This is a genomic window from Sporocytophaga myxococcoides (assembly GCF_000775915.1).
Classification (GTDB): domain Bacteria; phylum Bacteroidota; class Bacteroidia; order Cytophagales; family Cytophagaceae; genus Sporocytophaga; species Sporocytophaga myxococcoides_A.
In genome coordinates this window covers 77,725-100,415 of sequence record NZ_BBLT01000009.1, presented here as the reverse complement: position 1 = coordinate 100,415, position 22,691 = coordinate 77,725, and the positions used below count along the sequence as shown (strand labels likewise).

At 33.6% G+C, this 22,691-nt stretch carries 17 protein-coding genes; 11 read left to right on the top strand and 6 right to left on the bottom strand.

What is annotated here, in order from left to right:
* Positions 1 to 6: 6 nt before the first annotated feature.
* Positions 7 to 1,164: a DegT/DnrJ/EryC1/StrS family aminotransferase gene (locus MYP_RS19010; protein WP_045467097.1), complete on the bottom strand. Its 1,158-nt coding sequence runs from the start codon at positions 1,162 to 1,164 to the stop codon at positions 7 to 9.
* Positions 1,165 to 1,399: 235 nt separating this feature from the next.
* Here MYP_RS19010 and MYP_RS19005 point away from each other — a divergent pair, with 235 nt between their 5' ends.
* A complete protein-coding gene (locus MYP_RS19005) occupies positions 1,400 to 2,509 on the top strand; it encodes a hypothetical protein (protein WP_045467094.1) in 1,110 nt (369 codons plus the stop codon).
* 76 nt (positions 2,510 to 2,585) lie between these two features.
* On the opposite strand, the gene MYP_RS25400 is transcribed toward MYP_RS19005, so the two are convergent.
* Positions 2,586 to 4,595, bottom strand: a complete 2,010-nt coding sequence (locus MYP_RS25400) for a DUF1919 domain-containing protein (protein WP_052430351.1) — start codon at positions 4,593 to 4,595, stop codon at positions 2,586 to 2,588.
* 120 nt (positions 4,596 to 4,715) lie between these two features.
* Between MYP_RS25400 and MYP_RS18995 the strand changes: the two genes are divergently transcribed.
* Positions 4,716 to 5,762: a hypothetical protein gene (locus MYP_RS18995; RefSeq protein ID WP_045467092.1), complete on the top strand. Its 1,047-nt coding sequence runs from the start codon at positions 4,716 to 4,718 to the stop codon at positions 5,760 to 5,762.
* A gap of 16 nt (positions 5,763 to 5,778) precedes the next feature.
* On the opposite strand, the gene MYP_RS25395 is transcribed toward MYP_RS18995, so the two are convergent.
* The 3 genes from MYP_RS25395 to MYP_RS18980 are packed head-to-tail and all read right to left on the bottom strand — an operon-like array spanning position 5,779 to position 9,866.
* The gene (locus MYP_RS25395) at positions 5,779 to 7,773 is read right to left on the bottom strand and encodes a glycosyltransferase (protein ID WP_052430350.1); all 1,995 of its coding nucleotides are present in this window, start codon (positions 7,771 to 7,773) and stop codon (positions 5,779 to 5,781) included.
* 11 nt (positions 7,774 to 7,784) lie between these two features.
* On the bottom strand, positions 7,785 to 8,840 hold the full coding sequence (locus tag MYP_RS18985) for a glycosyltransferase family 2 protein (protein WP_045467089.1): 1,056 nt from the start codon (positions 8,838 to 8,840) through the stop codon (positions 7,785 to 7,787).
* Positions 8,841 to 8,876: 36 nt separating this feature from the next.
* Positions 8,877 to 9,866 (bottom strand): lantibiotic dehydratase C-terminal domain-containing protein, encoded by a 990-nt coding sequence (locus MYP_RS18980; protein WP_045467086.1) that lies wholly within the window; start codon positions 9,864 to 9,866, stop codon positions 8,877 to 8,879.
* Positions 9,867 to 10,006: 140 nt separating this feature from the next.
* Here MYP_RS18980 and MYP_RS18975 point away from each other — a divergent pair, with 140 nt between their 5' ends.
* The 8 genes from MYP_RS18975 to MYP_RS18945 all read left to right on the top strand — a co-directional run bounded on the left by MYP_RS18975 (position 10,007) and on the right by MYP_RS18945 (position 19,418).
* A complete protein-coding gene (locus MYP_RS18975; RefSeq protein WP_081990598.1) occupies positions 10,007 to 11,059 on the top strand; it encodes a glycosyltransferase family 2 protein in 1,053 nt (350 codons plus the stop codon).
* A 9-nt stretch (positions 11,060 to 11,068) separates the two neighbouring features.
* Entirely contained in the window at positions 11,069 to 13,261 is a 2,193-nt protein-coding gene (locus MYP_RS18970; RefSeq protein WP_045467081.1) for a peptidase domain-containing ABC transporter, read from the top strand.
* Complete coding sequence (locus MYP_RS18965) at positions 13,261 to 14,589, top strand: HlyD family secretion protein (RefSeq protein ID WP_045467079.1); 1,329 nt, start codon at positions 13,261 to 13,263, stop codon at positions 14,587 to 14,589. The genes MYP_RS18970 and MYP_RS18965 overlap by 1 nt, the downstream gene beginning before the upstream one ends.
* Positions 14,586 to 15,788: an ATP-grasp domain-containing protein gene (locus tag MYP_RS18960; protein ID WP_045467077.1), complete on the top strand. Its 1,203-nt coding sequence runs from the start codon at positions 14,586 to 14,588 to the stop codon at positions 15,786 to 15,788. The genes MYP_RS18965 and MYP_RS18960 overlap by 4 nt, the downstream gene beginning before the upstream one ends.
* Positions 15,789 to 15,891: 103 nt before the next feature.
* A complete protein-coding gene (locus MYP_RS18955; protein ID WP_045467074.1) occupies positions 15,892 to 16,644 on the top strand; it encodes a TauD/TfdA family dioxygenase in 753 nt (250 codons plus the stop codon).
* A 45-nt stretch (positions 16,645 to 16,689) separates the two neighbouring features.
* Entirely contained in the window at positions 16,690 to 16,863 is a 174-nt protein-coding gene (locus MYP_RS26195) for a pinensin family lanthipeptide (RefSeq protein WP_156140737.1), read from the top strand.
* A 44-nt stretch (positions 16,864 to 16,907) separates the two neighbouring features.
* Positions 16,908 to 18,020 (top strand): glycosyltransferase family A protein, encoded by a 1,113-nt coding sequence (locus MYP_RS18950; protein WP_156140736.1) that lies wholly within the window; start codon positions 16,908 to 16,910, stop codon positions 18,018 to 18,020.
* 39 nt (positions 18,021 to 18,059) lie between these two features.
* Complete coding sequence (locus MYP_RS18945) at positions 18,060 to 19,418, top strand: TolC family protein (protein WP_045467069.1); 1,359 nt, start codon at positions 18,060 to 18,062, stop codon at positions 19,416 to 19,418.
* Between the two features lie 8 nt (positions 19,419 to 19,426).
* Here MYP_RS18945 and MYP_RS18940 read toward each other — a convergent pair whose 3' ends face one another.
* A complete protein-coding gene (locus MYP_RS18940; RefSeq protein ID WP_045467067.1) occupies positions 19,427 to 20,296 on the bottom strand; it encodes a 3-keto-disaccharide hydrolase in 870 nt (289 codons plus the stop codon).
* Between the two features lie 317 nt (positions 20,297 to 20,613).
* Between MYP_RS18940 and MYP_RS25390 the strand changes: the two genes are divergently transcribed.
* Positions 20,614 to 22,464, top strand: coding sequence for a PAS domain S-box protein (locus tag MYP_RS25390; protein ID WP_052430349.1), 1,851 nt, complete (start codon positions 20,614 to 20,616; stop codon positions 22,462 to 22,464).
* The last annotated feature ends 227 nt before the right edge of the window (positions 22,465 to 22,691 follow it).

The following is a 22,691-nucleotide window of genomic DNA, read 5'->3' as shown; positions in this document are numbered from 1 at the left end:
GTTTTTTTAAAACACCAGTCGGGCATCCTGATTTACTTCCTCCTTTACTGTTTTTTGAATTTCAATTATAGAGTTACATACATGCTCAATTTCCCCCTGGGTAAGCACTGCAAAGTTGGGAAGGCATAATATCTTTCTTGAAATTTCTGTTGCAATTGGAAGGTTAGAAGGATTTGATGAAGGCAAGGATTTGTAAACAGGGAATTCACTGATCAATGGATAGAAGTACCTTCTTGTAAATATGTTGAAGGTTTTAAGCAATTCATAAGTTTTATCTCTGCTCACTCCGAATTTTTCCTCATCAATCAATATAGGAAAGTAAGAATAATTATGCTTAGTATCAGCTACCTCATCAAGGAAAGTTATTCCTTCTATATTTTTTAATCTCTTTTTATAATTCAATGAAACGTTTTTCAGACGCTCTATTCTTTGGTCAATTGTCTTTAATTGAATTAATCCCATTGCAGCTTGCACCTCATTCATCTTAGCATTCATACCTGGCGTAACAACAGTGACTTCATCTGAGAATCCAAAATTTTTCAAAAAGTCAATTCTTCTTTTGGTTATGGGATCATGACTAATAATGGCACCTCCTTCAAATGTATTGAAGATTTTAGTTGCATGAAAACTTAATACAGACAGATCACCATAGTTAAGGACGGATTCTCCTTTATATCTTACGCCAAAGCTATGACATGCATCATAGATGACCTTTAATCCATGGTCAGTTGCGATCTCTTGTATCTTGTCTATTTTGCATGGGGTTCCATAAACATGCACAGGCATTATAGCTTTGGTATCAGGAGTAATAGAGGCTTCCAGCTTTGAAGGATCAAGGTTATACGTTCCTGGTTCTATGTCGCAGAAAACTGGTTTACTTCCATTCCAAAGCAGGGAATGAGCTGTGGCAGCAAAACTAAAAGGAGTGGTAATAACATCACCGGATATTCTTAAAGTTTGCAAAGCTGTCATTAATGCCAGAGTTCCATTTGCAAAAAGGGAAACGTATTTAACTCCAAGGTATTTGGCAAGTTCTTCTTCTAATTGCTCATGAAAAGGGCCGCCATTTGTAAGGATTTGTCGCTCCCATATTTTTTCAAGATATGTTTTAAATTCCTCAAGCGGTGGGAGATACGGCTTAGTTACGTATAGAGGCTGATTCATGGCTTGTGTAGTTAGTGGACTTTTACAATAATAAATTGCTGGTCATTGTATGCTCTTTTTCAATTAAAAATTTGAAGCACCATTTTTAATTGAAAATCTGAAATTCTTAATGACAGATGAAATTTAGGTGGATGAATTAAGAAGATCTGTAACAAATGATACACTGGTATATATTTTTTTATATTTTATTTACAAACATATTTTCTGTTTGACTATCATTTTAAATTTTTATCTGATGCAGGCCATTCAATCAAAGTACCTTGAAACAACTAAGTGGACAAGAGCAATATTTAAAGAACGCTTTACCACAATCAATATCAGAATAGATGATTTTAGAAGATTTACCAAAGATGTTATAGTACCTTTATTTGAAGAAGTAAAATCAAGAAATATCGCATCCAGCTTTTATTACAGGCTGGCAACTGACTTTTGGATGGGGGTAACTTTTGGAGACATAATTCAGTTAGATTTCAGTATTTCTCCTTATAATTTTAAAGTACATCTTAAACCTTTGCTTTATGAAAAGTTGAATAATTATTATGACAAAAAGTTTCTTAATGATTTAGATGTAAAAGAAATCTGTGATAAAGTTATTCAACACAAAACCAATCTTGAGGGGTTTGATTTGTGGGAGTTACGTATAATCAGTATTGAAGATTTTTTTATTGATAATCTTACTTATATAATTGGTAAAAAGGAGGTAGGAATAATAAGGGAACTTTCAGTTAAATCTTCAGATTGTATTTTAAATGAAATATTTAAATCTGAAGTTACAGAGGCTACTTCAGAGCAAAATATTCTTGATAAATCTCTATTAATGTACATTCCGGTTATACATTCATTTTTTGAAGATCTAGAGGATATGTATGAATTCTCTTCCTGGCTTGTTTATAAAACTATATATCAGGTTAAAAAAGTAGATAATGTTCATGATTTACAGGAGTGGAAGGTAAAGAAGATTTTAGATGCTAATCAGTACTTTGAAGAACAAAAGGATACATTTATAGGTCTTACTGAATACATTTTTGAAAGTCTTGCCAATAAGGAGGATTTTGATGAAAGATGGTTGAATACCTGGGTTAAAGCTTGTTTTGAATGTAAAGATAAATTACTGGTTCGGAATAGGAAAGAGAGATGGCCAACGCTTCCTTTTTATTATTTAGAGGATGAAACAATCTTTATAAAAATGGCTGAAGACCGTTACAGGCATTGGCAAGGTATTTACTTTATATTAAAAATGATAAATAGCCAGTTGGGTATAACTTTTCATAGTGAACTGAACTTGTTTAATGCTTTGAAAAATTCTTTAAAGACACTTGCCGGTAAAGATAAAATCTATCAATAAATGAGATACTCTGTTAAACTTAGCCACATTTTGAATTAGATTAATTATCAGAATGTGGCTAAATTATGAATAAAACTTAGCTAAGCATTTCCTGGAATTTTTCTTTCGAACCACTGAATAAAGCCATTATTTCTATTTCTCCTGCCGCTTCTTCTTTAGGATTTGCATAAATGTAAAAACTTTTTATTCTGGAAAACATCAGTTCTGTAGGTAAATCAACTTTGAATAATGAAAAGTCAAAATGTATCCACTCAAAATCATCGCTCAGTTGTTGTTCAATTCCTTCCGTCTCAAAAACAAAATCATATAAATTGTCTTCGGCTCTTGCACCAAGATTTAAGCCAAGCTTTGTGCCGTTACTTCCTCTTGTAAGTAAAAATACATGTCTGTTTTCAGGATCAGATAGATCTAGAAATAAACTCTCATTCAACTCTTGATTTGATATTTGTGCGGGTATATGAAAGAACTCGGTTGCTTTTTTATTATACTTGATCTTAACAGATTCTGTTTCATGGTCTATTTTTAGATGGTAAGCATCTGGATATGTGAGTGCATCTATCTTACGTTCATCTTTCTTATCAAAGGTCAGGAAAAATTCAGCTCTGCCGGTTATCGTTTTAAAGATGGTATCATTATAAGGAGTTTGCTCTGTGTAATAACCTTTCCCTCCATTTAACCAGTCAATTACGTTAAAGTAGGATAGCGAACACGGAAAAAAGATTTCGCTTACAGGGGCCCAGTTTTCCATGATAACTAATTCATCTTTTACCGGATCATTCTTGACTTTTCCCAGCTGGTAAAATCCAAGGAAACATACTTTATTCTTTAAACCCAAAGATACAAACTGTTTAATCTCATCTATATTTTCGGTTTCTCTCGTACCATCCATTTTAAAGAATAAATGGTCATAGTTAATTTTTGATTTTCTTTCATTCCATTGATTGATGGCTTCTTCTTCTGATGTATAGTCTATAAAATGCAATTCAATAGATTCTCCCAATATACCAAGAGGATATGGTTTACCGAAATTCTCTTGAAATTCTTTGACATACTTCGATTGTGATATGGGTACAAATTGAATGTTTTGGTTGATAATGTTTTCAAAATTACTTACAAGTTTTATAAAGTCCTTGTTATATATATGGATTCCGACAAATGGAGTTTGGTATGGAATACCAAGCGCTTTATAAACTTCAGCTCCCCAAGTGTCATCACTTACAATTGTGAAGCTTTTGTTCTCTATTTTATTCAGATCAAGTGGCTTTCTGTTTTCTGATGCTCTCCAAAGAAGATTGTTCTGATGGATTTCAAATATTCGTTTTATGTGTATGTTTTCAGGATCAAACTTTAGCAGCTCTTCAAATATCAGATAATTCTGTGTGTATTTTTTATCTAAATTTTTCTGACTCCAATGCCCTTCGCTATGAATTCTGTAGACCGCTCCAAAGAAATTATGTATATATGCTTTTCCTTTTGTCATAACTGTCCAGAAGATAGTCAGATCCCAACAGTATTTAAAAGATTCCAATTGAGGTGTATTATCAATGGCGCTGCTTCTGAATACGACGGTTAAGGTTTGTGTTAGCCATTGGTCAAAGAACTTTTCAGGCCCAAATTCAAAACCATCAGGATTGTTTGTAAATAGTTCGGGATAAAAATCAATATCGAACCTTCCTGTATCTTCATAGAACCTTTGGAATCTATGACATGAGATAACAAAGTCCGGATTTTTATCCAGAAATTCAATTTGCCATTTTAGTTTATTTGGTTCTGTAAAATAGTCATCTCCATCCAGTGTAACAATATATTCACCTCTGCATGATCGTAGGTTGTGCAGGCAGTTTTTAGATACACCTATATTTTTATCGTGTAAAATTGGAACAATAATATCCGGATATTTCTTATGGTAATCTTTTATGATTTCTTGCGTGCTATCGGTACTACAATCATCACTGATAACTATTTCAAAAGAATAATCATGAATCTGAGCAAAAATACAGTCTAGTGTGTGTGCTAAATATTTTTCATGGTTATATGTTGTCATTGCAACACTGAACTTAACGGGATATTTTTTTGATAATGTCATAGTCTGTAGGAAGAGTAAAAGTAAAGGACAAAGGTAGATATAAAATTTATTTTTTTAAATTTATCTATAACCGATGTTCAAAAAAAATAAGTTATTTTTAAGTACCATTATCTATATATAATGAAAGATAAAACAAACCATTTAGATAATACATCCAGGACCTTTATAAAACCTATCTATAAAGAAAGATGGGTGAGTATTGCTGTCAGATATGATGAATTCTCCAGATTTGCTTTAACATTTGTAATACCTTTTAAGAAACATTTACATGATAAGTTTTCTGTCTCTTTTTTCTATCATCGGATGGGATCTAAGAATAATGTAATTCAGTTAAATTTCGTTACTTCTCCTTATTATTTTCAAAGAGAAATAAAGCCATTTCTGATTCAGCTGCTCAATACTTATTTCGGAAAAAATTATCTTCAGTCTCATTACGGTGTTGATCATATTGATAGTACTATGTGTGAACATAAGCTTGGCCTTGATGGAATTGATCTGGTTAATCTTAAGTTATTTTCCACAGAAGATTTGTATACAAGTCCGATTACCTATTCAATTGGTGTACAAGGAGGCAAAGCGGTATCAGAGTTTTTATCTGTCTCTTCCGGACTCCTTTTAAGTGAAGCATCTTTAAGTGGTCGATTTTTTCATTGTCAGGAATGCATTGAAAAAGCTATGTCTTTTAATCTTATTTTTATTTGTTCTTTTATTCCTGATAAAAATAGTCACTACCAGTTTCTTTCCTGGGTTATTGATACTATGTTAATTCAATTGAATAATAAATCTGTCGATATATTAGCAGAGCTGGAAGTGTCTTATTTTGAACAAAAGGAACAACTTTCGGCCTATATGGATTACATCGGAGACACCATTACATCTGGGGAAATATTTGAGGATGACTGGATGAATATATGGACAGATGCCTGTCGCAGATATAAGACTATTATTGATACATTAAGTGAATCAGGAAAGCTGACTATGCCTTATGATGTAAAAGATAATCCTACTATACACTTTCCTATTGATAATAAAACATATCAGGATTGGCAGATAGCTTATTTTATGGTATCATCTATAAATGGTCAGATGGAAATTAACTTTAATACTGAGCTGAATATTCTGTTTTGGCTTAAAAGAACACTTCAGGAGTTAAATGTGATTGAATAAAGATTAATCATTTTATTCAATCTATTAATTCCTGAAATTTGTCCATTGAACCCGCAAAGAATGCCAGTATGTTTACTTCTCCTTTAGCTTTTTCACGTTCATTGATATAAAAACTGAATGATTTTATTCTTGATAATAAAAAGTTAAAGTTTTGGTCATGTGGGAGAGATGTGAAATCAAAGTGAAGCCATTGATATTCTTGCTCTATATTTGCTTTTGTCAGGCTTTTGATAGAAAAATCGTTTTCATTTTCGTCTCTGGCAATGATGTCCATAGTTAAACTTGCTTCTTTATCTCCATTCATTAAAATCAGGATATGTCTGTTTTCTTTTTCGGATAGATCAACGTATAAATCAATATTTAAGGGGTGTTCGGGTTCCTGTAAAGAAAGACGAAAGTATTCTTCATCCTGTTTGTCATAGGATATTTTTATAACTTCAGTATCGTTGTTGGTTCTTATCTGGTATGCATTGGCATAAAGGTCAGCATCCAGAAGTCCTGCATTATTTCCATCAAATTCTGTGAAATGGAAGAATCTTTTTCTGACCGGTGAGAATATATTATTTACATCATACTTACTTTGATAATAATATGCTTTTCCTGTATTTAACCAGGTGATTACATCAAAGGTACTTATGGAATATGGAAAGAAGATATCGCTTTGGGGATTCCAGAAATCCATAATGATTAAATTGTCTTTATTTACCAATTCTTTAAGCTTGTTCTTATCATGATGGTTTAAAAAGCAGACTTTATTCTTTACTTGTGTTTTTTGGAAATTATTTATTTCATCTATGTTTTCTCCTTCATGTGAAGCATCCATTTTAAAATAAATATTATCCCATACTATATTGTTTTTTCCATCCTCCCATGAGTTTAATGCATCTTGTTCTGATCTGAATTTTGTGAAATGAATTTCAATGTCATCAAGTTTTCCAATCGGATACTGAGTCCCGTAAGTATGTCTGAACTCCTTTATATTATTGCTTTCAGAAAGATCTATGAATTTTATTTTCTGGTTGATGTAATAACTGAATTTATCTGTAAGTTTAACAAAGTCTTTATTATATATATGGGTTCCGATAAAAGGGGTGAGTCTTGGTAGATTAAAAGCTTTGTATAATTCTTCTCCCCAGTTGTCATCACTTACAATTGTAAAATGCTTATTGGATAAAATTTCTGGATTTAATGGTCTTCGGAATTCACTTTTTATCCAGGGTAAGTTCTTTTTATATAAGTTATAGATTCTTTTCAAATGTATATTATCATGAAAGTCCCGATATAGCTCTTCAATACTAAGGTAATTCAAAGAATATTTCTGTTGGTCTATATGTTTGCTCCAGACGCCTTTGGAATGAATCAGATATACGCCTCCGAAGAAGTTATGTACATATCCTTTTCCCTTGTTTAGTAATGTCCAGAAAATCTGAGTATCCCAACAATATCTGTTAGTCTCAAAATGTGGAGTATCCTCCATGGCACTGTTTCTGAAAACCATAGTCAGAGTTTGTGTAAGCCATTTTTCAAAATAATATTCCTGGCCAAATTCAAATCCATCCGGTTTGTCTATAAAGAGTTCCGGGTGAAGGTCGTCTTCGTATTTCTGCGTTTCTGTATAAAACCTTTTGTATCTGTGACAGGAAATTACATATTGGGGATTTTCATCTAAAAATGTAATTTGTTTTTTTATTTTATCTTGGTCAGTCCAGTAGTCATCTCCGTCCAGTGTAGCTATATATTCACCTCTGCATGACCTGAAATTCTGAATACAGTTTTTGGAAACACCTAAATTTTTGTTATTTAATATTGGTCTGATTATGTGAGGATATTCCTTTTGGTAATCCTTAATGATTTGCCTTGTATTATCAGTGCTGCAATCATCACTTACAACAATTTCATAATTATAATCGTGCTTCTGAGATAAGATACTATCAAGAGCTTTAGCGATATATTGCTCCTGATTATAAGTCGTCATTGCAACACTAAACTTCAATGGATAGCTTTGGGCCATTTTTGTACTGTCTAGGAAACGATGTTTTTTTTAGTTGAAAAGTTCTTATACACAGCTCCTTTTCCGAATCCATCTAAATTAACTCCAGCTCTTTTTTCTTTATTGGAAAGAAAATGTCCGAAGTTTGTAATAAGAGGGAGGTCATAAGATAGCTTGCGAAGAAACAACTCATTGGAAATATTATAATAATCTATGTTGTTATAAGTAATCCAATCATTCATCTCAATGAATGTATAGGTGGTCTTATTATCGGTTGATGTCAGAACTATTTTATTACCTTCTTTTTCCCAATATGCAGCTTCCCATTGATTGTTTTCCAATACGGCAGGAGCAGGAGTGTTGTACATATTGGGAGATAAAATTCCTTTATGAGCTAAGCCATTTTTGTAAAGTACAACCACATTAGACCTTTCTGGTTTTTCATAGTTAATATAAATTTTATGAAAATAATTGGTGTAAAACTCATTTTCAACACGGTTCTCATTTCCATGCTTGATTGCGCGAAGGTAGTTTAAATCCATAATGATGACTTCCTTTTTGCCATTGTGGATGAGTCTTTCATAAAGATCATCATCTTCAAATCCATAACCACTCATTCTTTCATCATACCCGGAAACATCCATAAAATCTTGTTTTGCTGCGCAAAATCTGCCCAAGGCATCTCTTAGATAATAAAATTTTCTTTTTGTATCCGGTACAAGAAAAAGATTTTCCTGTTCCTGAAATTTTTTTGAGATGTAAGCGGCAAATCCTTTACCCAGGTAATTATCAGCATCTGTATTACAGATGATGTCTCCTGTGGCAAGTTTGAACATAAGATTTCTGGAATGACTTCTGTCGAAATAGTCGGCTTCATCATAGCGATAATACACCAGAATACCTTTCTCAATATATTCTGACATTTCAGACTTGATCCATTCAGAGAGGCCATCAGAAGAACTGTAATCCATTACTATAAATTCAAGATTGCCATAAGACAAGTTGCTTTTTATATTCAGAGGAAGGGTCTGTCTTAGATGATGCAGTCTGTTCATGCAGACTGTACAGAAAGAGATTTTTTGTTTCATTGTTAAATAACCAGATCTGTTAATCCATAAACTGCATTAAGTGTTTGCTTCCTCAGCTATCAGTGCGATGCATTCTTTGATTGTATAAATCAGATTGAGTTCATATGCATTTAAAATTCCCAGTTGTGAATTGATTGATCTAAGATAGTACTGAATAACAATCCATTTTTGCTGTTCTTCCTCACTGGCAGCGATACTAGTATTCAGTTTTAAATCTTCGGGAGCAATAAATTCACCGGTGCTTTGAAGAGCATTAACCTTATTGTTGATATTGCAGCATAGATTGTACCAGTCGTTAAGCCATTCATCTTCAAATTCATCATTATCAAGTATTGTAGAGGTAATATAACACACATAATCTCTTAGATTTTCCTTTTGCCCGCTAAAAGTTGATTGTAAACCTTGCAGAAGTTCATTTCTGAACTTTTCCTGATCTTGCCCTCCCTGAGTTACATTTAAAATGTTATTAAAAAAAGATTCATAAAAGTTAGATGCATTTTCAAGGTTTTTGTCAAATGCAAGGAAGAGAACGACATGAAGCTGAATTCCTAGTCCTATAGCTGTATCTATATTCCACCCGTCTTCCATAGCTTCGATAAAATCCAATATGGTTGAAGATGATTCTGAGAGTATCTCTTCTGCAAGGGTTGAAGCTTGCAGGCCTCCTGTCTCCATTATATCAAACAGAAAGTAATCATTGATATGAATATGATTATTCGGGTAAGGTAGGAACCAGTCGTTAACAGGCAATTCAATTTTTTTAGCAGGAGCAGGATTACTTTCGAAAAACTCGGTGGCTTTATGTCTGGCAATTGACTTTATCAGTTCCCTGTTGTTTTCGTTACTGATCTCACACATTATAATTGTATTTTCTCCACGATCAAAACTACGATTGAATATTACTTTATTGGTAAGGTCCTTTTCATATAATTCATCTTTGATGGGCAGGACTACATCGTGAATGACTTTTTCTATTTCATTATGATATAGAGAAATAGATATCCAGGGGTTTCGCAATGCTTTCATTTTAATGTTTTTAAAAATGTGTATTAGATCGGTTACAGAGAATTGTGGATTCAAATTAGGTATATAATTTTTGGTGGTTTGTATCTTTTGTTACAATCAAAAAAAAATATGGAACCTATTTTTATAGAAAAATAAATTCAATGGGTCTATTAAAAATCTCTATTTGTACTGTTTGCATGAACAGACTTCATCATATTATGCAGACGCTTCCGGCAAATATTGAAAATAATAAGGACTATCCTGAGGTAGAGTTTGTATTACTTGATTATAATTCTTCAGATGGTTTAGAAGCATGGGTGAAGAATAATATGAAAAAATACTTAGAAACCGGAATTCTTAAGTACTTCCGTACTGAAGAACCTGCTTTTTTTGACAGGACCCATTCCAGGAATTTATTATTTAAGCTTGCATCGGGAGACATCATATCAAATGTGGATGCAGACAATTATACTGGAATTGGATATGCGGCTTATCTTAATGAAGTATTTTCAGAGGATAAGGATATTTATGTTGTCGCTGATACTAAAAAGAGATATTACTTTTTGAGAAATGCTTTTGGCCGGTTTGCTTGCCAGAAGAAGGATTATATAGCAATTGGCGGAATGGATGAAACAATGAAAAGTTATGGATCCGAAACGATTGACTTATACGAAAGACTTTCAAATTTGGGCAGAAAGGAATATGTAATCAAAAATACAAATCTTCTTAAAGCCATTAGTCATGCAGATGAAGAAAGAATAGAGAATGAGTTTTTTTTGAAAAATATAGATCGATTCTATAGTAAGTATCTTTCGCATGATTCATCAGAATTGCTTTTTTTATTTAAAGACCATAATTATGAAAAATGCAAAATAGTGCCGGAAATCATAGAAACTCATTTGCCAGCAACAATTTTGGAAGGGACTCTCGAAAAAGGAACCTGGACTGAAGAGGGGAATAATATCTGGTTAGATGATAAGACTTTTCAGATTGCAGACAAAGGTAGGTTAACAGAGGTAGGAAATAGTGATGGAGATTTTTATAAGATTGATGATGTTCGTTTTCTTCAGAATGTAGCTAAGAATTATTCATTTATAATAAACAATGATAAGCTGGCTCAGAATAAAAGGGATAAAAGTCTTGTGGTAAATGATAATTCATTTGGGAAAGGTTGTGTGACTTTCAATTTTGAGACTTTGGTAAACATATCATAGATACTGCCCATGAAGAAATTTCCTTTCTATTTTCAGCTTGATCAGATGGATTGCGGGGCTACATGCCTAAGAATGATTGCTAAGTATTATGGTAAATCTCTTGCCATTGAAAAGATCAGGGAAAAGTGTTATGTGGGGAGGGATGGTGTATCTTTACTGGGGATCAGTGATGGTGCTGAGAACCTTGGTTTTCATACCCTTGCAGTAAGACTTTCTTACGATGTACTTGCCAATGAAGCGCCTCTTCCTTGTATATTGTATTGGAGAGAGAAACACTTTCTGATCCTTTATAAGGTAACTAAAAATAAATTGTATCTGGCAGATCCTGCTATTGGTTTAATTACCTATACACCTGAGGAGTTTAAGAAAGCATGGATTATACCTAAAGCAAACGAAACTCCGGAAGGATTTGCATTAATGCTGGAGCCAACCCCTGCTTTTTATGAGGATGAAGATAATGTTGAAACCAAAAAGTCCGGTATACGACATTATCTGAAGTATCTTAGACCCTATAAGAAATATTATTTCCATCTTATTCTAAGTCTCACAGTTGCTACTGTAATCTCATTGTTACTGCCCTTTCTGACTCAATCAATGGTAGATGTGGGTATTAATAATCAGGATGTCGACTTTGTATATATAGTTTTAATTGCTCAGATAGTTTTGTTCCTGAGCAGTAAATCAGGAGAGTTTGTTAGAGGATGGATTTCGTTTCATATGATCAGTAAAGTGAATGTAACCATTCTTTCTGATTTCCTTGTAAAACTAATGAAACTTCCTGTAGCCTACTTTGACAGAAAAACTCCGGGAGATATACTCAAGAGAATTGAAGACCATGAAAGGATACAATTGTTCTTAACAACTACGTTGGTTCACTTTGCATTCTCGCTGATGAGCATGGTTATATTCGGAGGGATCTTAGCATACTACAGCATAGGTCTCTTTCTGATATTTGCTGTTGGTAGTCTTTTGTATTTTACCTGGATATTTTCATTGCTTGCCAAAAGGAAAGTGCTTGACTACAGAAATTTTGACCAGGCAGTTCTGAGTGAAAACAATACAATCGAACTTGTGACCGGAATGCAGGAAATTAAGTTACAGAATTGCGAAAGGCAGAAAAGGTGGGAATGGGAGAAAATTCAGGCAAAGAAATTCAAGCTTGGTATAGATGGAGTGAGGCTTGGTCAGATTGAACAGACAGGCTCTTCCATTTTATATGAAGTAAAAAATATCCTTCTGACTTTTTATGCAGCAATGTTAGTCATTCAAGGCGAAATGACACTGGGTATGATGCTCGCAGTCCAATATATTGTTGGGCAGCTTAACTGGATGACTGTTGATATAATCCGATTTGTTCATGATACTCAAAATGCTCAATTAAGTATAAGCAGATTATCAGAAATTCATGAAATGCCTAATGAAGAAACAGAGGAATCTGTTTTGGATGCTGAAATGGAACGTGTTCAGGATATAGTATTCGAAAACGTATCCTTTCAGTATGGAGGTCCTAGATCTAAGATGGTACTGGAAGATATTAATCTGAGAATACCTCATAATAAAGTAACAGCAATTGTTGGTACAAGCGGAAGTGGCAAGACTACCCTTTTGTCTTTACTTCTTAAATCATATAAGGTAACGCATGGAGCCATTAAATTTGGTAAATCGAATATCAATAACATAAGCTTTAAATCCTGGAGGAAAAAATTTGCCTGTGTTACTCAACAAAGTTTTATATTCTCAGATACCATTGCAAGAAACATTGCAGTCGGTGAAGAGATCATAGATAAAAAAAGGATGAAAGAAGCAACTCTAACTGCTAATATCCGCGATTTCATAGAAGAGCTTCCAATCGAATATAATACAAAAATTGGAGCCAATGGTGTGGGACTTAGTCAGGGACAGAAACAAAGAATACTGCTTGCCAGAGCTGTTTATAAAAATCCTGAAATTCTATTGCTGGATGAAGCAACAAACTCTCTCGATGCCAATAATGAAAGAGTAATTATTAACAATCTCAATGAATTTTTTAAAGGTAAGACAGTTGTGGTCGTGGCGCACAGACTTAGTACAGTGAAAGATGCCGATCAGATAGTCGTATTGGAGAAAGGTAAAATTGTTGAGGTTGGCAATCACGAATCATTGATTAAAAGCAAAGGGGCTTATTTTAATCTGGTTAAAAATCAACTAGAACTGGCAAGCTGATGGTAGAAATAGAAGATAACATAAGAAGGAGTGATGCCGTTCATGAAATGATGGCCCGCACTCCGCCATGGATTGCAAGGACAGGAAGCATCTTACTGTTTATATGGTTTTGTATTCTGATTACGTTAAGTTTTATAATCAAGTATCCTGAAATTCTGGATGGTCCGATTAACATTACTACAAAAACACCTCCTGCTGAACTGGTAGCAAAAGCAAACGGTAGAATTAATCTATTAGTAACTAATAATGATAAGGTTAGTAAAGACCAGATCATTGCCTATATTAAAAATCCTGCTTCCTTTGAAGAGGTCGTTTTACTCAATAAGCTTATGCCATTTTTCGAAGGCCTTGTAAATAATCCGGCTAAAATCAGGTCAAAAATGGACTCAATACCTAACCTCACCAATCTTGGTCAGGTGCAGAATGCTTACAATGCTTTTGTCAGTAAGTTGTTTGCCTATGACCTTACTTATACACTTGAAAAGAATAAAAGGCTTGTAGCCAGTAATCTTGAACAGGTAGGTACTTTAGAAAGAAAAGCTATTTTGTTGGATGAGAAGGATAAAGTTCTTCAACAGGAATTACAAATAGCTGAAGATAATTTTAAGAAAGACCAGTCATTGTATGAAAGAGGTCACATATCCAAACTTGATTATGATGCTTCCAAAACAAATTTTCTTCAAACCAGAAAAAATATTCAAACCAATAGACAAGCATTGATAGAAAACAGACAGAACCTTCAGCATCTTACTTATAACAATAATGAACTTACATTAAATGATAAGGAACAGAAAGAATCACTGAATGTGGGAATAAAAGCTTCTTATAATATACTTGTTTCAGAACTGAAAGCCTTTAAAGAAGAGTTCTTCATGACTTCACCTATTTATGGAAATGTTACTTTTTTTGATGTATGGAATAACAATCAGTTTGTAAATAAGGGAGATCAGGTAGCATTTATAGTTACGGATTCCAAAGATATTTTAGGTAAGCTTCAGGTAAAGGGTAATAAATTCGGAAAAGTCAAATTAGGACAAAAAGTTAGAGTTAAGTTGAATAGTTATCCAATGTCTGAATATGGAATATTGTTTGGTAAAGTCAGTAATATATCAAAAGTTAATAAGAATAATGTCTATGTAATTGATGTAGATCTTCCGGATACTCTTATTACAACCTATAAGAAGTATATTCCATATAAGCATGAAATGAAAGGGCTAGGTGAAATCATTACGGAGAATATGAGTATTATCGAAAGGATATTCTATCATATGAGATCTTTAGGGAGAAAAGAATATATCGGAGACGAAGAACTACAAAAGAAGCTATGAAAAAATCAAAGAGAATATTATTCCTGGGTGGTTCTAAATTTCAGATTCCACCGATCATTTATGCCAAATCTCAAGGACACCATGTAATAACATGTGATTATCTCCCTGATAATCCAGGACATCAGTTTGCAGATGAATATTGTAATCTTAGTACGACTGATTTTGATGCTGTTTTGCAATTGGCCAAAGAAAGAAATGTCGATGGTATTGTTGCTTATGCATCTGATCCGGCGGCTCCAACCCAGGCTTATGTGGCGAATGAGATGGGTCTTCCGTCTAATCCCTATGAGTCTGTAAAGATACTAGCAAGGAAAGATTTATTCAGAGATTTTTTATCGAAGAATAATTTTTATGTTCCTAAATCCCAAAGTTTTTACAGTTTAGAAGATTCTTTGAATTGGTTCAGAAAAATTAATAGGCCTGTCATAGTTAAGCCTGTAGATTCATCAGGAAGTAAAGGGGTGAGTAAAATATATGATGAAAGTCAGCTTGAAGAATCATTTAACTATGCACTTTCTTTTAGCAGAGAAAAGAAGGTGGCTATCGAAGAGTTTTTTGTCAGAGATGGATATCAGGTGGCAGGAGATGGTTTTGTTGTGAATGGCAAGTTAGTCTTCCGTTGCTGGGCTAATGAACATTTTGACAAACTCTGTAATCCTTTTGTTCCTATTGGCGAAAGTTTCCCATCAATCATGACGGAAAAAACTCTTGAACAGGCTCACAGGGAAACTCAGCGCCTGCTTGATTTATTAAAAATTCAACAAGGAGCTCTAAACTTTGACTTCCATTACGATAAAAACGGAGATTTCTCTTTCCTTGAACTAGGACCCAGGAACGGAGGAAATCTTATACCTGAAGTGATTAAATATTCTACTGATGTAGATCTTGTAAAATACACCGTAGATTCAGCCCTTGGAGTAGATTGTTCGGAGTTATCACAGGTGGAAGCTGTTGGTTTTCATTCATCGTATATGCTGCATGCACTCGAAGATGGGATTGTTAAAGATATCTGGTATAGTAAGGAGATACGAAAGAATATTCTGGAAGAAAGTATATTTATTAAAAAAGGAGACAAGGTTAGCAGATTCAACGGTTCTAATCATACTCTTGGTACAATGATTATGAAATTTGAATCAAGAGATGATATGATAGAAAAGATGGATAACATGGAAAAATATCTTAAAGTGGTGTTAGAGTAGAAGTTTTTGTATCCATATGTAACTTTTGTTACAGAGATTTAATGTGTTTTGATTTAATTTAGCCTTATACATAAACGGTAATTTATTTTTAAAATCAATATTCATGTTTCATACTTTTATAAAAGATATCAGCTATTCTACATCAATTGATTTTCCTGAGCAATTAAAGAAATTGATAAAAGAAACCAAGGTTGTTCATTTAAAAGACCTTCCTGAAAATATTGATTACAAAGAGTTCTATTCTGACCTTGTTCTGCAGTTGGGAGAGATTGTTGGTATCGGAGAAGATGCATTAACAGGTAATGCAACTCAGGAACAATGGACAGATATTCGGTACGATAAAGCCAGGGAAACAACATTCAGACATAGTAATACAAGGCAACCGCTACATACGGACGCCGCTTATGCAAGCTTTGATCTTGATGTAAATTTTTTCTTTTGTCTTGAAAACGCTGAAATAGGAGGGGCTACCACATTTGTGGATGCTGAATCCATCATTTATATTCTTTCCAAGTATGAACCAGAGTTGTTTGATAGAATTCAGAAAACTGAGGTGAAATTTGGAAAAGGTGAAGATCAAAGAAAGACAAGGAAGATTATATATAGAGAAGACTCAGTGCTTAAGTTAAACTGGAATTATTACAGAGTTTCTCCTGAAAATACAGTTGATGCAAAAGCATTGTGTGAGGATTTTCATAATTTTCTTGAGAACAGAATTGTAGCGGCTGGATTACAAACTCCTGTTACATTAAAAGTTGGAGATGGCTTATTTTTTCATGATACTACCATCTTGCATGGGAGAAATTCTTTTTTTGGAGAAAGATGTCTGATTAAAGGTGGCTTTAATTTTAACTGATTATAACTTAATAATATACCAATACAGTAAGATAATTATTTTATTATGGAAAATTTAGAAGAAAAAGCATCCGACACCCCCGAAGTACCTAAGGAAAATGAAGGTTCAGAACCAAAAGGAAAGAAAAAGAAAGTATCTCTTTCTGAATTCAAGGTAAAAAGCTTTGTAACCGATGTAAAAGTGGAACAGATGCAGTTCTTAAAAACTGCAGGAGGTTAATAAAAACAATTAAGTATTCAGAAAATTTCAATATCATTTCATTCATGAATAAAACACCGGAAGTTTCATGTATTTGTATCACTCATAACAGAGTCGATATGTTCAGGAGAGCCAAAAAATGTTTCCTGAATCAAACCTATGAAAATAAAGAATTAGTGGTTTTGTTCGAAAATGATCCTGCTACTGAAGAACATGTGAGAAATTCTTCTGAGTATTCGTATTTTGAACTTCATGAATTATCAATGCCCTCTCCATTTGTTATTATTCAGTTTGAAGATGAAAACGGAGAGGCTTATAATTCTGATTTACGACAAAAAGCATTATTGAGAAACAGTGAAGGGCATGTTTTAACATTTATTAACAGTAAGTGGGAGTATATTTACATAAGCCCTTTAGTATTTGAGTTTACCTTAATACCAGTTGATGATTATTCTTTTAAAATTCAGTGGAATGACCTGTGGTTCAATATCAATAAAAATGGATCAATTGCATTAACTGCAAGTGAATTTGATGCAAAGGTTTATGGAAGTACAGAGTTAGTTGACACTTCTGTACGCCTGGATCTTGATTGCTTTGATCCTGAAAACAGAAGCCTTGAAAGATATGGCTGGGAGAAAAAATCAATAAGACCTGTTGAGAGTAGTAATATTGTTTTCTATAAGATCATTGCAAAACAAAAGATGTCTCTTGGTATGAAAAGGAATCTTTCTATTAGAGCATCTCATGGTGACTATATCTGTGTCTGGGATGATGATGATTATTATTCTGAAAACAGAATTTATAATCAAATGAGTTTTCTTCAGTTTTCTGAGAAAATGGCTTGTTCTCTCGCTTATGAGATCTTTTTTGACCATAATTCAGGACGGGCATATTATAACTTTGAACGTTCTACAGGACATGAAAATTCTCTTCTTTTCAGTAAAAAGGATGCAGGACAATATGGCAATCTCAATGTAGAGGAAGATACCCCGCTATTGCTTAATTTCTATAACAGAAATCAACTCGCAGTTATGGATGATCCTGAACTGTACATCTATAATTTTCACAAAAGAAACACTTGTACAAATTCTCACTTTCAGATGTTTATAGGAAGGTCAACGCTTCTTGATAATGATTATACCTTAAAAATAAAAGAACTGCTTGAATTGCCAGTCTAACCCTAATATTTAGTTTCTGCAAGTTGTAGAGTGAGGTAAATGAACAATAGGTCAAAGATAATCCTTATATTTTTTTTATTTATTGCCGGAACTAAAGCTTTTGCTCAGGGAAAATTAAATCTTGAAGCACTGATATCTCTGGCCGTAAAACAAGATTTCTCTGTCCAGCTGATTGAACAGGAACTTAATAAAGCGCAGATAGAACAAAAGATAACAAAGTCCAGTATTTTGCCAACCGTTAGTTTTAACAACTGGAACGGCTATTATGATGGCCGGTATTATGATCCTTTAAAAAATGATTTTTTCTATAATCCTACTATGGTAGGCAATATGGGTCTAACTTCAACATGGGGTATATACAATGGTGGTTATAGAAATACAAAACTATCAATAGACCGAATCTCGATAACTATACAATACCTGAATCTTGAAAAGAAGAAAAGAGAGATAAGCCGTGAGATAATTGGTCTGTATAGTGCAATTGTTCAGGCGAATAATCTTATCAATATTTATCAGAAAAAAATAGATATATATACTGCTGAAACGGCAAGGATAAAAGAACTTTTCTTACTTGAAAAAGTGACAGCAGTAGACACTTCGGTTGTGGCACTGATGAGAATTGATGCGGAAGATAAACAACTGCAGCTCAAATACAAACTAGAGCTAGATCTTCATCAGCTTGGTTTACTTACTAATGAAAGTTTATTACTTAGTGATATTGAAAATAATCCTGAATTTAGTTTTGAACAATTTAATCCGAATGAATCAAAATACAATATTTATGATGATACGACAGCACTTAAAAACTCTTCTATCAGTTATAGGATTAAAAGTTTGGAAATTGAGAAAGCACGTTATTCGACTGAGTTGCAGAGAACACAGTTCAAACCCTCAGTTAAATTTGAGGCAGGTGTAAATACAGGTTACTCTTCCAACCTCCGGCATGAAGCTGCTAATATGAACTCTGAAGGTAAATATGTTTTCTTTAAGCAATTTGAAAGCAATAGATATAATTCTACAAGTTTAAATATCTATATTCCTGTTTTTGACAGGAGAAACAAGCTTCTGGAGCGGCAGAACAGAGTAGGAGAGAACATGGCAAAAATAGAAGGGGCTCAGACAGGAAGAAAAATTTTTATAAAGTATTCTTTGGCAAAGAAAGAATTAAGCGTAAAATATAAGAAATTGAAAATTTCTCAGATACAGGTTAATGAGATTAATAAACTTCTTGTGAACTATAAAGAGAGATTTGCACTCGGGAGATTGCGTGTTAATGATCTCTTAATTGCCAATGAAAAGCTTATCGAAGGAGAAATAAATTATAGTAATAACTATTTTGAATTTTATAAAGCACTTAAAACTTTTGAGCTTGATTATACAGGCAATCTAAGTTACTGATCTGTTTCTTAAAAGTAACCAACATATTCAGAAGGAATTTTTGTTATTGGCTTTATTCTGATATCTTTAAAAAAGACTTCAGCAGCTTCACTTTGAAGCTGTATTTTGCCTTTAGTCAATGGCTTTAGTATGCCATCCATATAGGATGAATTGGATAGGGCCATGACCACTTTACCATTAACGATATGTAAACTCTTGTCACCATAAGTAATCAGCTCCAGCTCATTCCAGTTGTTACCAGGCAGCTCGTTATTACTTCCTGCTTTGCAAAAATTTCCGGCTATAGTACCCTCTCCGAACGAAGTTAACTTTCCCTTCTGAGCATAAATGTAAGATTGGTTATCGTATTCCTTCAATGCTTTAATAACTATATTTGAATTGGCTATACACCAATAATCCCCCATACTTTGTTCAATGATCTGAAACTCCTGAGACAACATCCACGATCTCCAGTAATCTACTCCGCATTCTCCCTGGGAATGATACAGAATTCCTGAATCCTTTGATTCATTTAATCTTGGAACCCATTTTTTAGTACCCCATTTTACTTTTAGTTTGAGATGATAATTTTCAAATGATTCTTTAGTGTAAACACATCCATATATTTCTCCTGAAATTCTTAGCACAGGGTCACCATTTTCTTCAATAACAGTAAATACATCATTGACATTTTTATTATACCCTATCGGCTTTAGTAATTCTCCCTTTTCATTTACAGGTGCTAGTCCTTTGTAGCCATCTTTATGGGGAAAGCTTAAATACATTTCCCATTTTGACAAATTTGTATCCAGCAATGTGATCCATTTCGATTCAGTACCTTTTGCTCCGGAAAATAGAATCAGGATTATGATAGATGAGAGATAGACAAACTTTTTCATGATATATAAATTCATATAAATATAATACCTCATGGATAATTCATGCAATATGTCTCTAATAGATAAGACTTTTTGTTTAAAGAGATCTCATATTAAAATTTATCTTTTATTTGAAAAGTCTTAAATATTTAAAAAAAATAGCTGAATTATTTCTCGGTTTTATTTGAACTTAATTATTTGTCTTATTGGGGATTGGATGCGTTAATAATGAAGTGGAAATATATTCTTATCTTTTAGAAAAAATCCATTTTTTTGAAGAATGTAAGAAACTGAAACTGGAATGCTTCGTACAGTACTTATAGCTAACAGGAAACCCTATGGAATTAGAACTTGATACCCTCATTGAAGCCGAATTCTTTAATTTATCCTCAGATCTTATGATGGTAATGAAAAAAGGACGGCTTATGCAGGCAAATTCTGCATGGAAACAAATTTTGGGCTGGACACCCGAAGAAGTTAAAGGCAGACAATTAATAGATTTCATTCATCCAGATGATGTGGAAATGGCCCTTCATGTGGGAAAAGCAATTTATAAATCCGGCATTGATGTTTATGTGGAAAATAAATACCTTGCTAAAGACGGTTCTTATAAGTGGATAAGCTGGAAGACCTTTACTAAATCAGGACTTATTCTTGGGATAGGAAAAGAGATTACTCAGGATAAGGAAAAAGATGCTCATTATAGAAAAATCAACAACTACAGAAATACTCTGCTCGAAAATTCAAGATACCTCGTCATATCTCTTGAGAAAAATGGTATTATCAGAACTTTCAATAGTGCAGCTGAAAATATCCTTGGATACAGGGCAGCAGATGTTGCTGAAAAAATAACACCAACTTTATTCTTCAGTAAATCAGAACTGGAAGAAAGAAGCCGTGAGCTGGAAACAAAAATTGGCCAGCCGGTAAATTATGGATTTGATTACTTCCTTAAATCCGCTCAACACAATATTGTCAATGAGCAGGAATGGCTTTGGAGGAAAAAGGATGGTTCTCAGGTACCTTTGCACTTGTCTGTGTCACCGGTGCGAGATGAGCATAATGAAATTTCAGGTTTTTTAATAATCGGAAGTGATATCTCACAAAAAAGAGCAGCCCAGAAAAGGTTAAAGGATAGTGAAACAATATTCAAGGCTATGAATGATGCTAGTCCTCTGGGGATATTCCTTACCGATGCCAATGGGGAGTGTATTTATTCGAACCGGGCTTTTCAAAGTCTGACAGGTTTAGATTTGCCAGATACTTTTGGGTTCTTTTGGAATAAAATTGTTCATGAAGAAGAAAAAAGTGAAATACTACAATTATGGGATACTGCAATCTCAAGCAATACTAATTTTCAGAAAAAAATAAAACTGGTATCAGCAGACAATACGATAAAATGGGTTGATGTAAATGCGGCACTTATCAATGAGCATGAGCCATCTCTGGGATATGTAGGTATCGTTATGGACATCACCAAGGAGATAGAAAGTAAGAGAGAACTTGAGGGAACTCTTCTTACATTAGAAAAGAGCAATAAAGCTTTAGATAACTTTGCATATGTTGTCTCTCACGACCTTAAAGCTCCGTTAAAAAGTATTGCTGCAATGATTAACTTCATTGAAGATGATCTTAAGTCCGGAGGCAATAACGCTTCAGAATATACTAAATTACTGATGGGCCGTGTTTGTAAGATGGCAGAAATCATCGAAGGTGTCCTTGATTTTTCAAGAATAGGACACCAGGCCGTGAGAAAAGAATTTATTAATGTTAAACAGTTGGTAACAGACCAGTTAGAATTTCTCACAGTAGAAAAGCCAGCTGACATTCGTATAGAAATGGAGGAGTTTGAAATTTTTGAATCTAAAATTCTACTTACACAGATCTTTTCAAACCTTATAAGCAATGCTGTTAAATACAATGATAAAGATAAATGTAAAATAACTATAAGAGGACAACTATCTGACGGGCATTGCTATTTTGAGGTAGAAGATAACGGACCTGGTATTCCTGAAGAATATCATGAAAGAGTGTTTGGCCTATTTAATACTTTAAGAGATGAAAGGGTAAAAGACAGCACAGGTATTGGTCTTGCTATTGTGAAGAAAATCATTGAAGAGGAACTGAATGGAAGCATTCGTATTCAAAGTAAAATGGGACAGGGGACAACATTTGTCTTCTCCTGGTAGTAGAAAGCAGGAACAACAACACCAACAGTTTATAGCAAGGGCAACATAACTTCCAAAGTACTCATGCTGTTGTTCAAACTGTTGCTAATATTATTTTTAACAATAGACTAAAAATAAAACCGTAAAAAAAAGAGACTACATGAAAGCAGTCTCTTTTTTATTTATTCAACAATTATAATTAATGTATCAGAGGCTCAACAGCAACACAATGTTTTTAAAGTGCTCTT

Bases quoted from the DNA above. Each gene is read 5' to 3' on its own strand.
- MYP_RS19010 (WP_045467097.1), bottom strand. From the start codon at position 1,164: ATGAATCAGCCTCTATACGTAACTAAGCCGTATCTCCCACCGCTTGAG.
- MYP_RS19005 (WP_045467094.1), top strand. From the start codon at position 1,400: ATGCAGGCCATTCAATCAAAGTACCTTGAAACAACTAAGTGGACAAGA.
- MYP_RS25400 (WP_052430351.1), bottom strand. From the start codon at position 4,595: ATGACATTATCAAAAAAATATCCCGTTAAGTTCAGTGTTGCAATGACA.
- MYP_RS18995 (WP_045467092.1), top strand. From the start codon at position 4,716: ATGAAAGATAAAACAAACCATTTAGATAATACATCCAGGACCTTTATA.
- MYP_RS25395 (WP_052430350.1), bottom strand. From the start codon at position 7,773: ATGGCCCAAAGCTATCCATTGAAGTTTAGTGTTGCAATGACGACTTAT.
- MYP_RS18985 (WP_045467089.1), bottom strand. From the start codon at position 8,840: ATGAAACAAAAAATCTCTTTCTGTACAGTCTGCATGAACAGACTGCAT.
- MYP_RS18980 (WP_045467086.1), bottom strand. From the start codon at position 9,866: ATGAAAGCATTGCGAAACCCCTGGATATCTATTTCTCTATATCATAAT.
- MYP_RS18975 (WP_081990598.1), top strand. From the start codon at position 10,007: ATGGGTCTATTAAAAATCTCTATTTGTACTGTTTGCATGAACAGACTT.
- MYP_RS18970 (WP_045467081.1), top strand. From the start codon at position 11,069: ATGAAGAAATTTCCTTTCTATTTTCAGCTTGATCAGATGGATTGCGGG.
- MYP_RS18965 (WP_045467079.1), top strand. From the start codon at position 13,261: ATGGTAGAAATAGAAGATAACATAAGAAGGAGTGATGCCGTTCATGAA.
- MYP_RS18960 (WP_045467077.1), top strand. From the start codon at position 14,586: ATGAAAAAATCAAAGAGAATATTATTCCTGGGTGGTTCTAAATTTCAG.
- MYP_RS18955 (WP_045467074.1), top strand. From the start codon at position 15,892: ATGTTTCATACTTTTATAAAAGATATCAGCTATTCTACATCAATTGAT.
- MYP_RS26195 (WP_156140737.1), top strand. From the start codon at position 16,690: ATGGAAAATTTAGAAGAAAAAGCATCCGACACCCCCGAAGTACCTAAG.
- MYP_RS18950 (WP_156140736.1), top strand. From the start codon at position 16,908: ATGAATAAAACACCGGAAGTTTCATGTATTTGTATCACTCATAACAGA.
- MYP_RS18945 (WP_045467069.1), top strand. From the start codon at position 18,060: ATGAACAATAGGTCAAAGATAATCCTTATATTTTTTTTATTTATTGCC.
- MYP_RS18940 (WP_045467067.1), bottom strand. From the start codon at position 20,296: ATGAAAAAGTTTGTCTATCTCTCATCTATCATAATCCTGATTCTATTT.
- MYP_RS25390 (WP_052430349.1), top strand. From the start codon at position 20,614: ATGGAATTAGAACTTGATACCCTCATTGAAGCCGAATTCTTTAATTTA.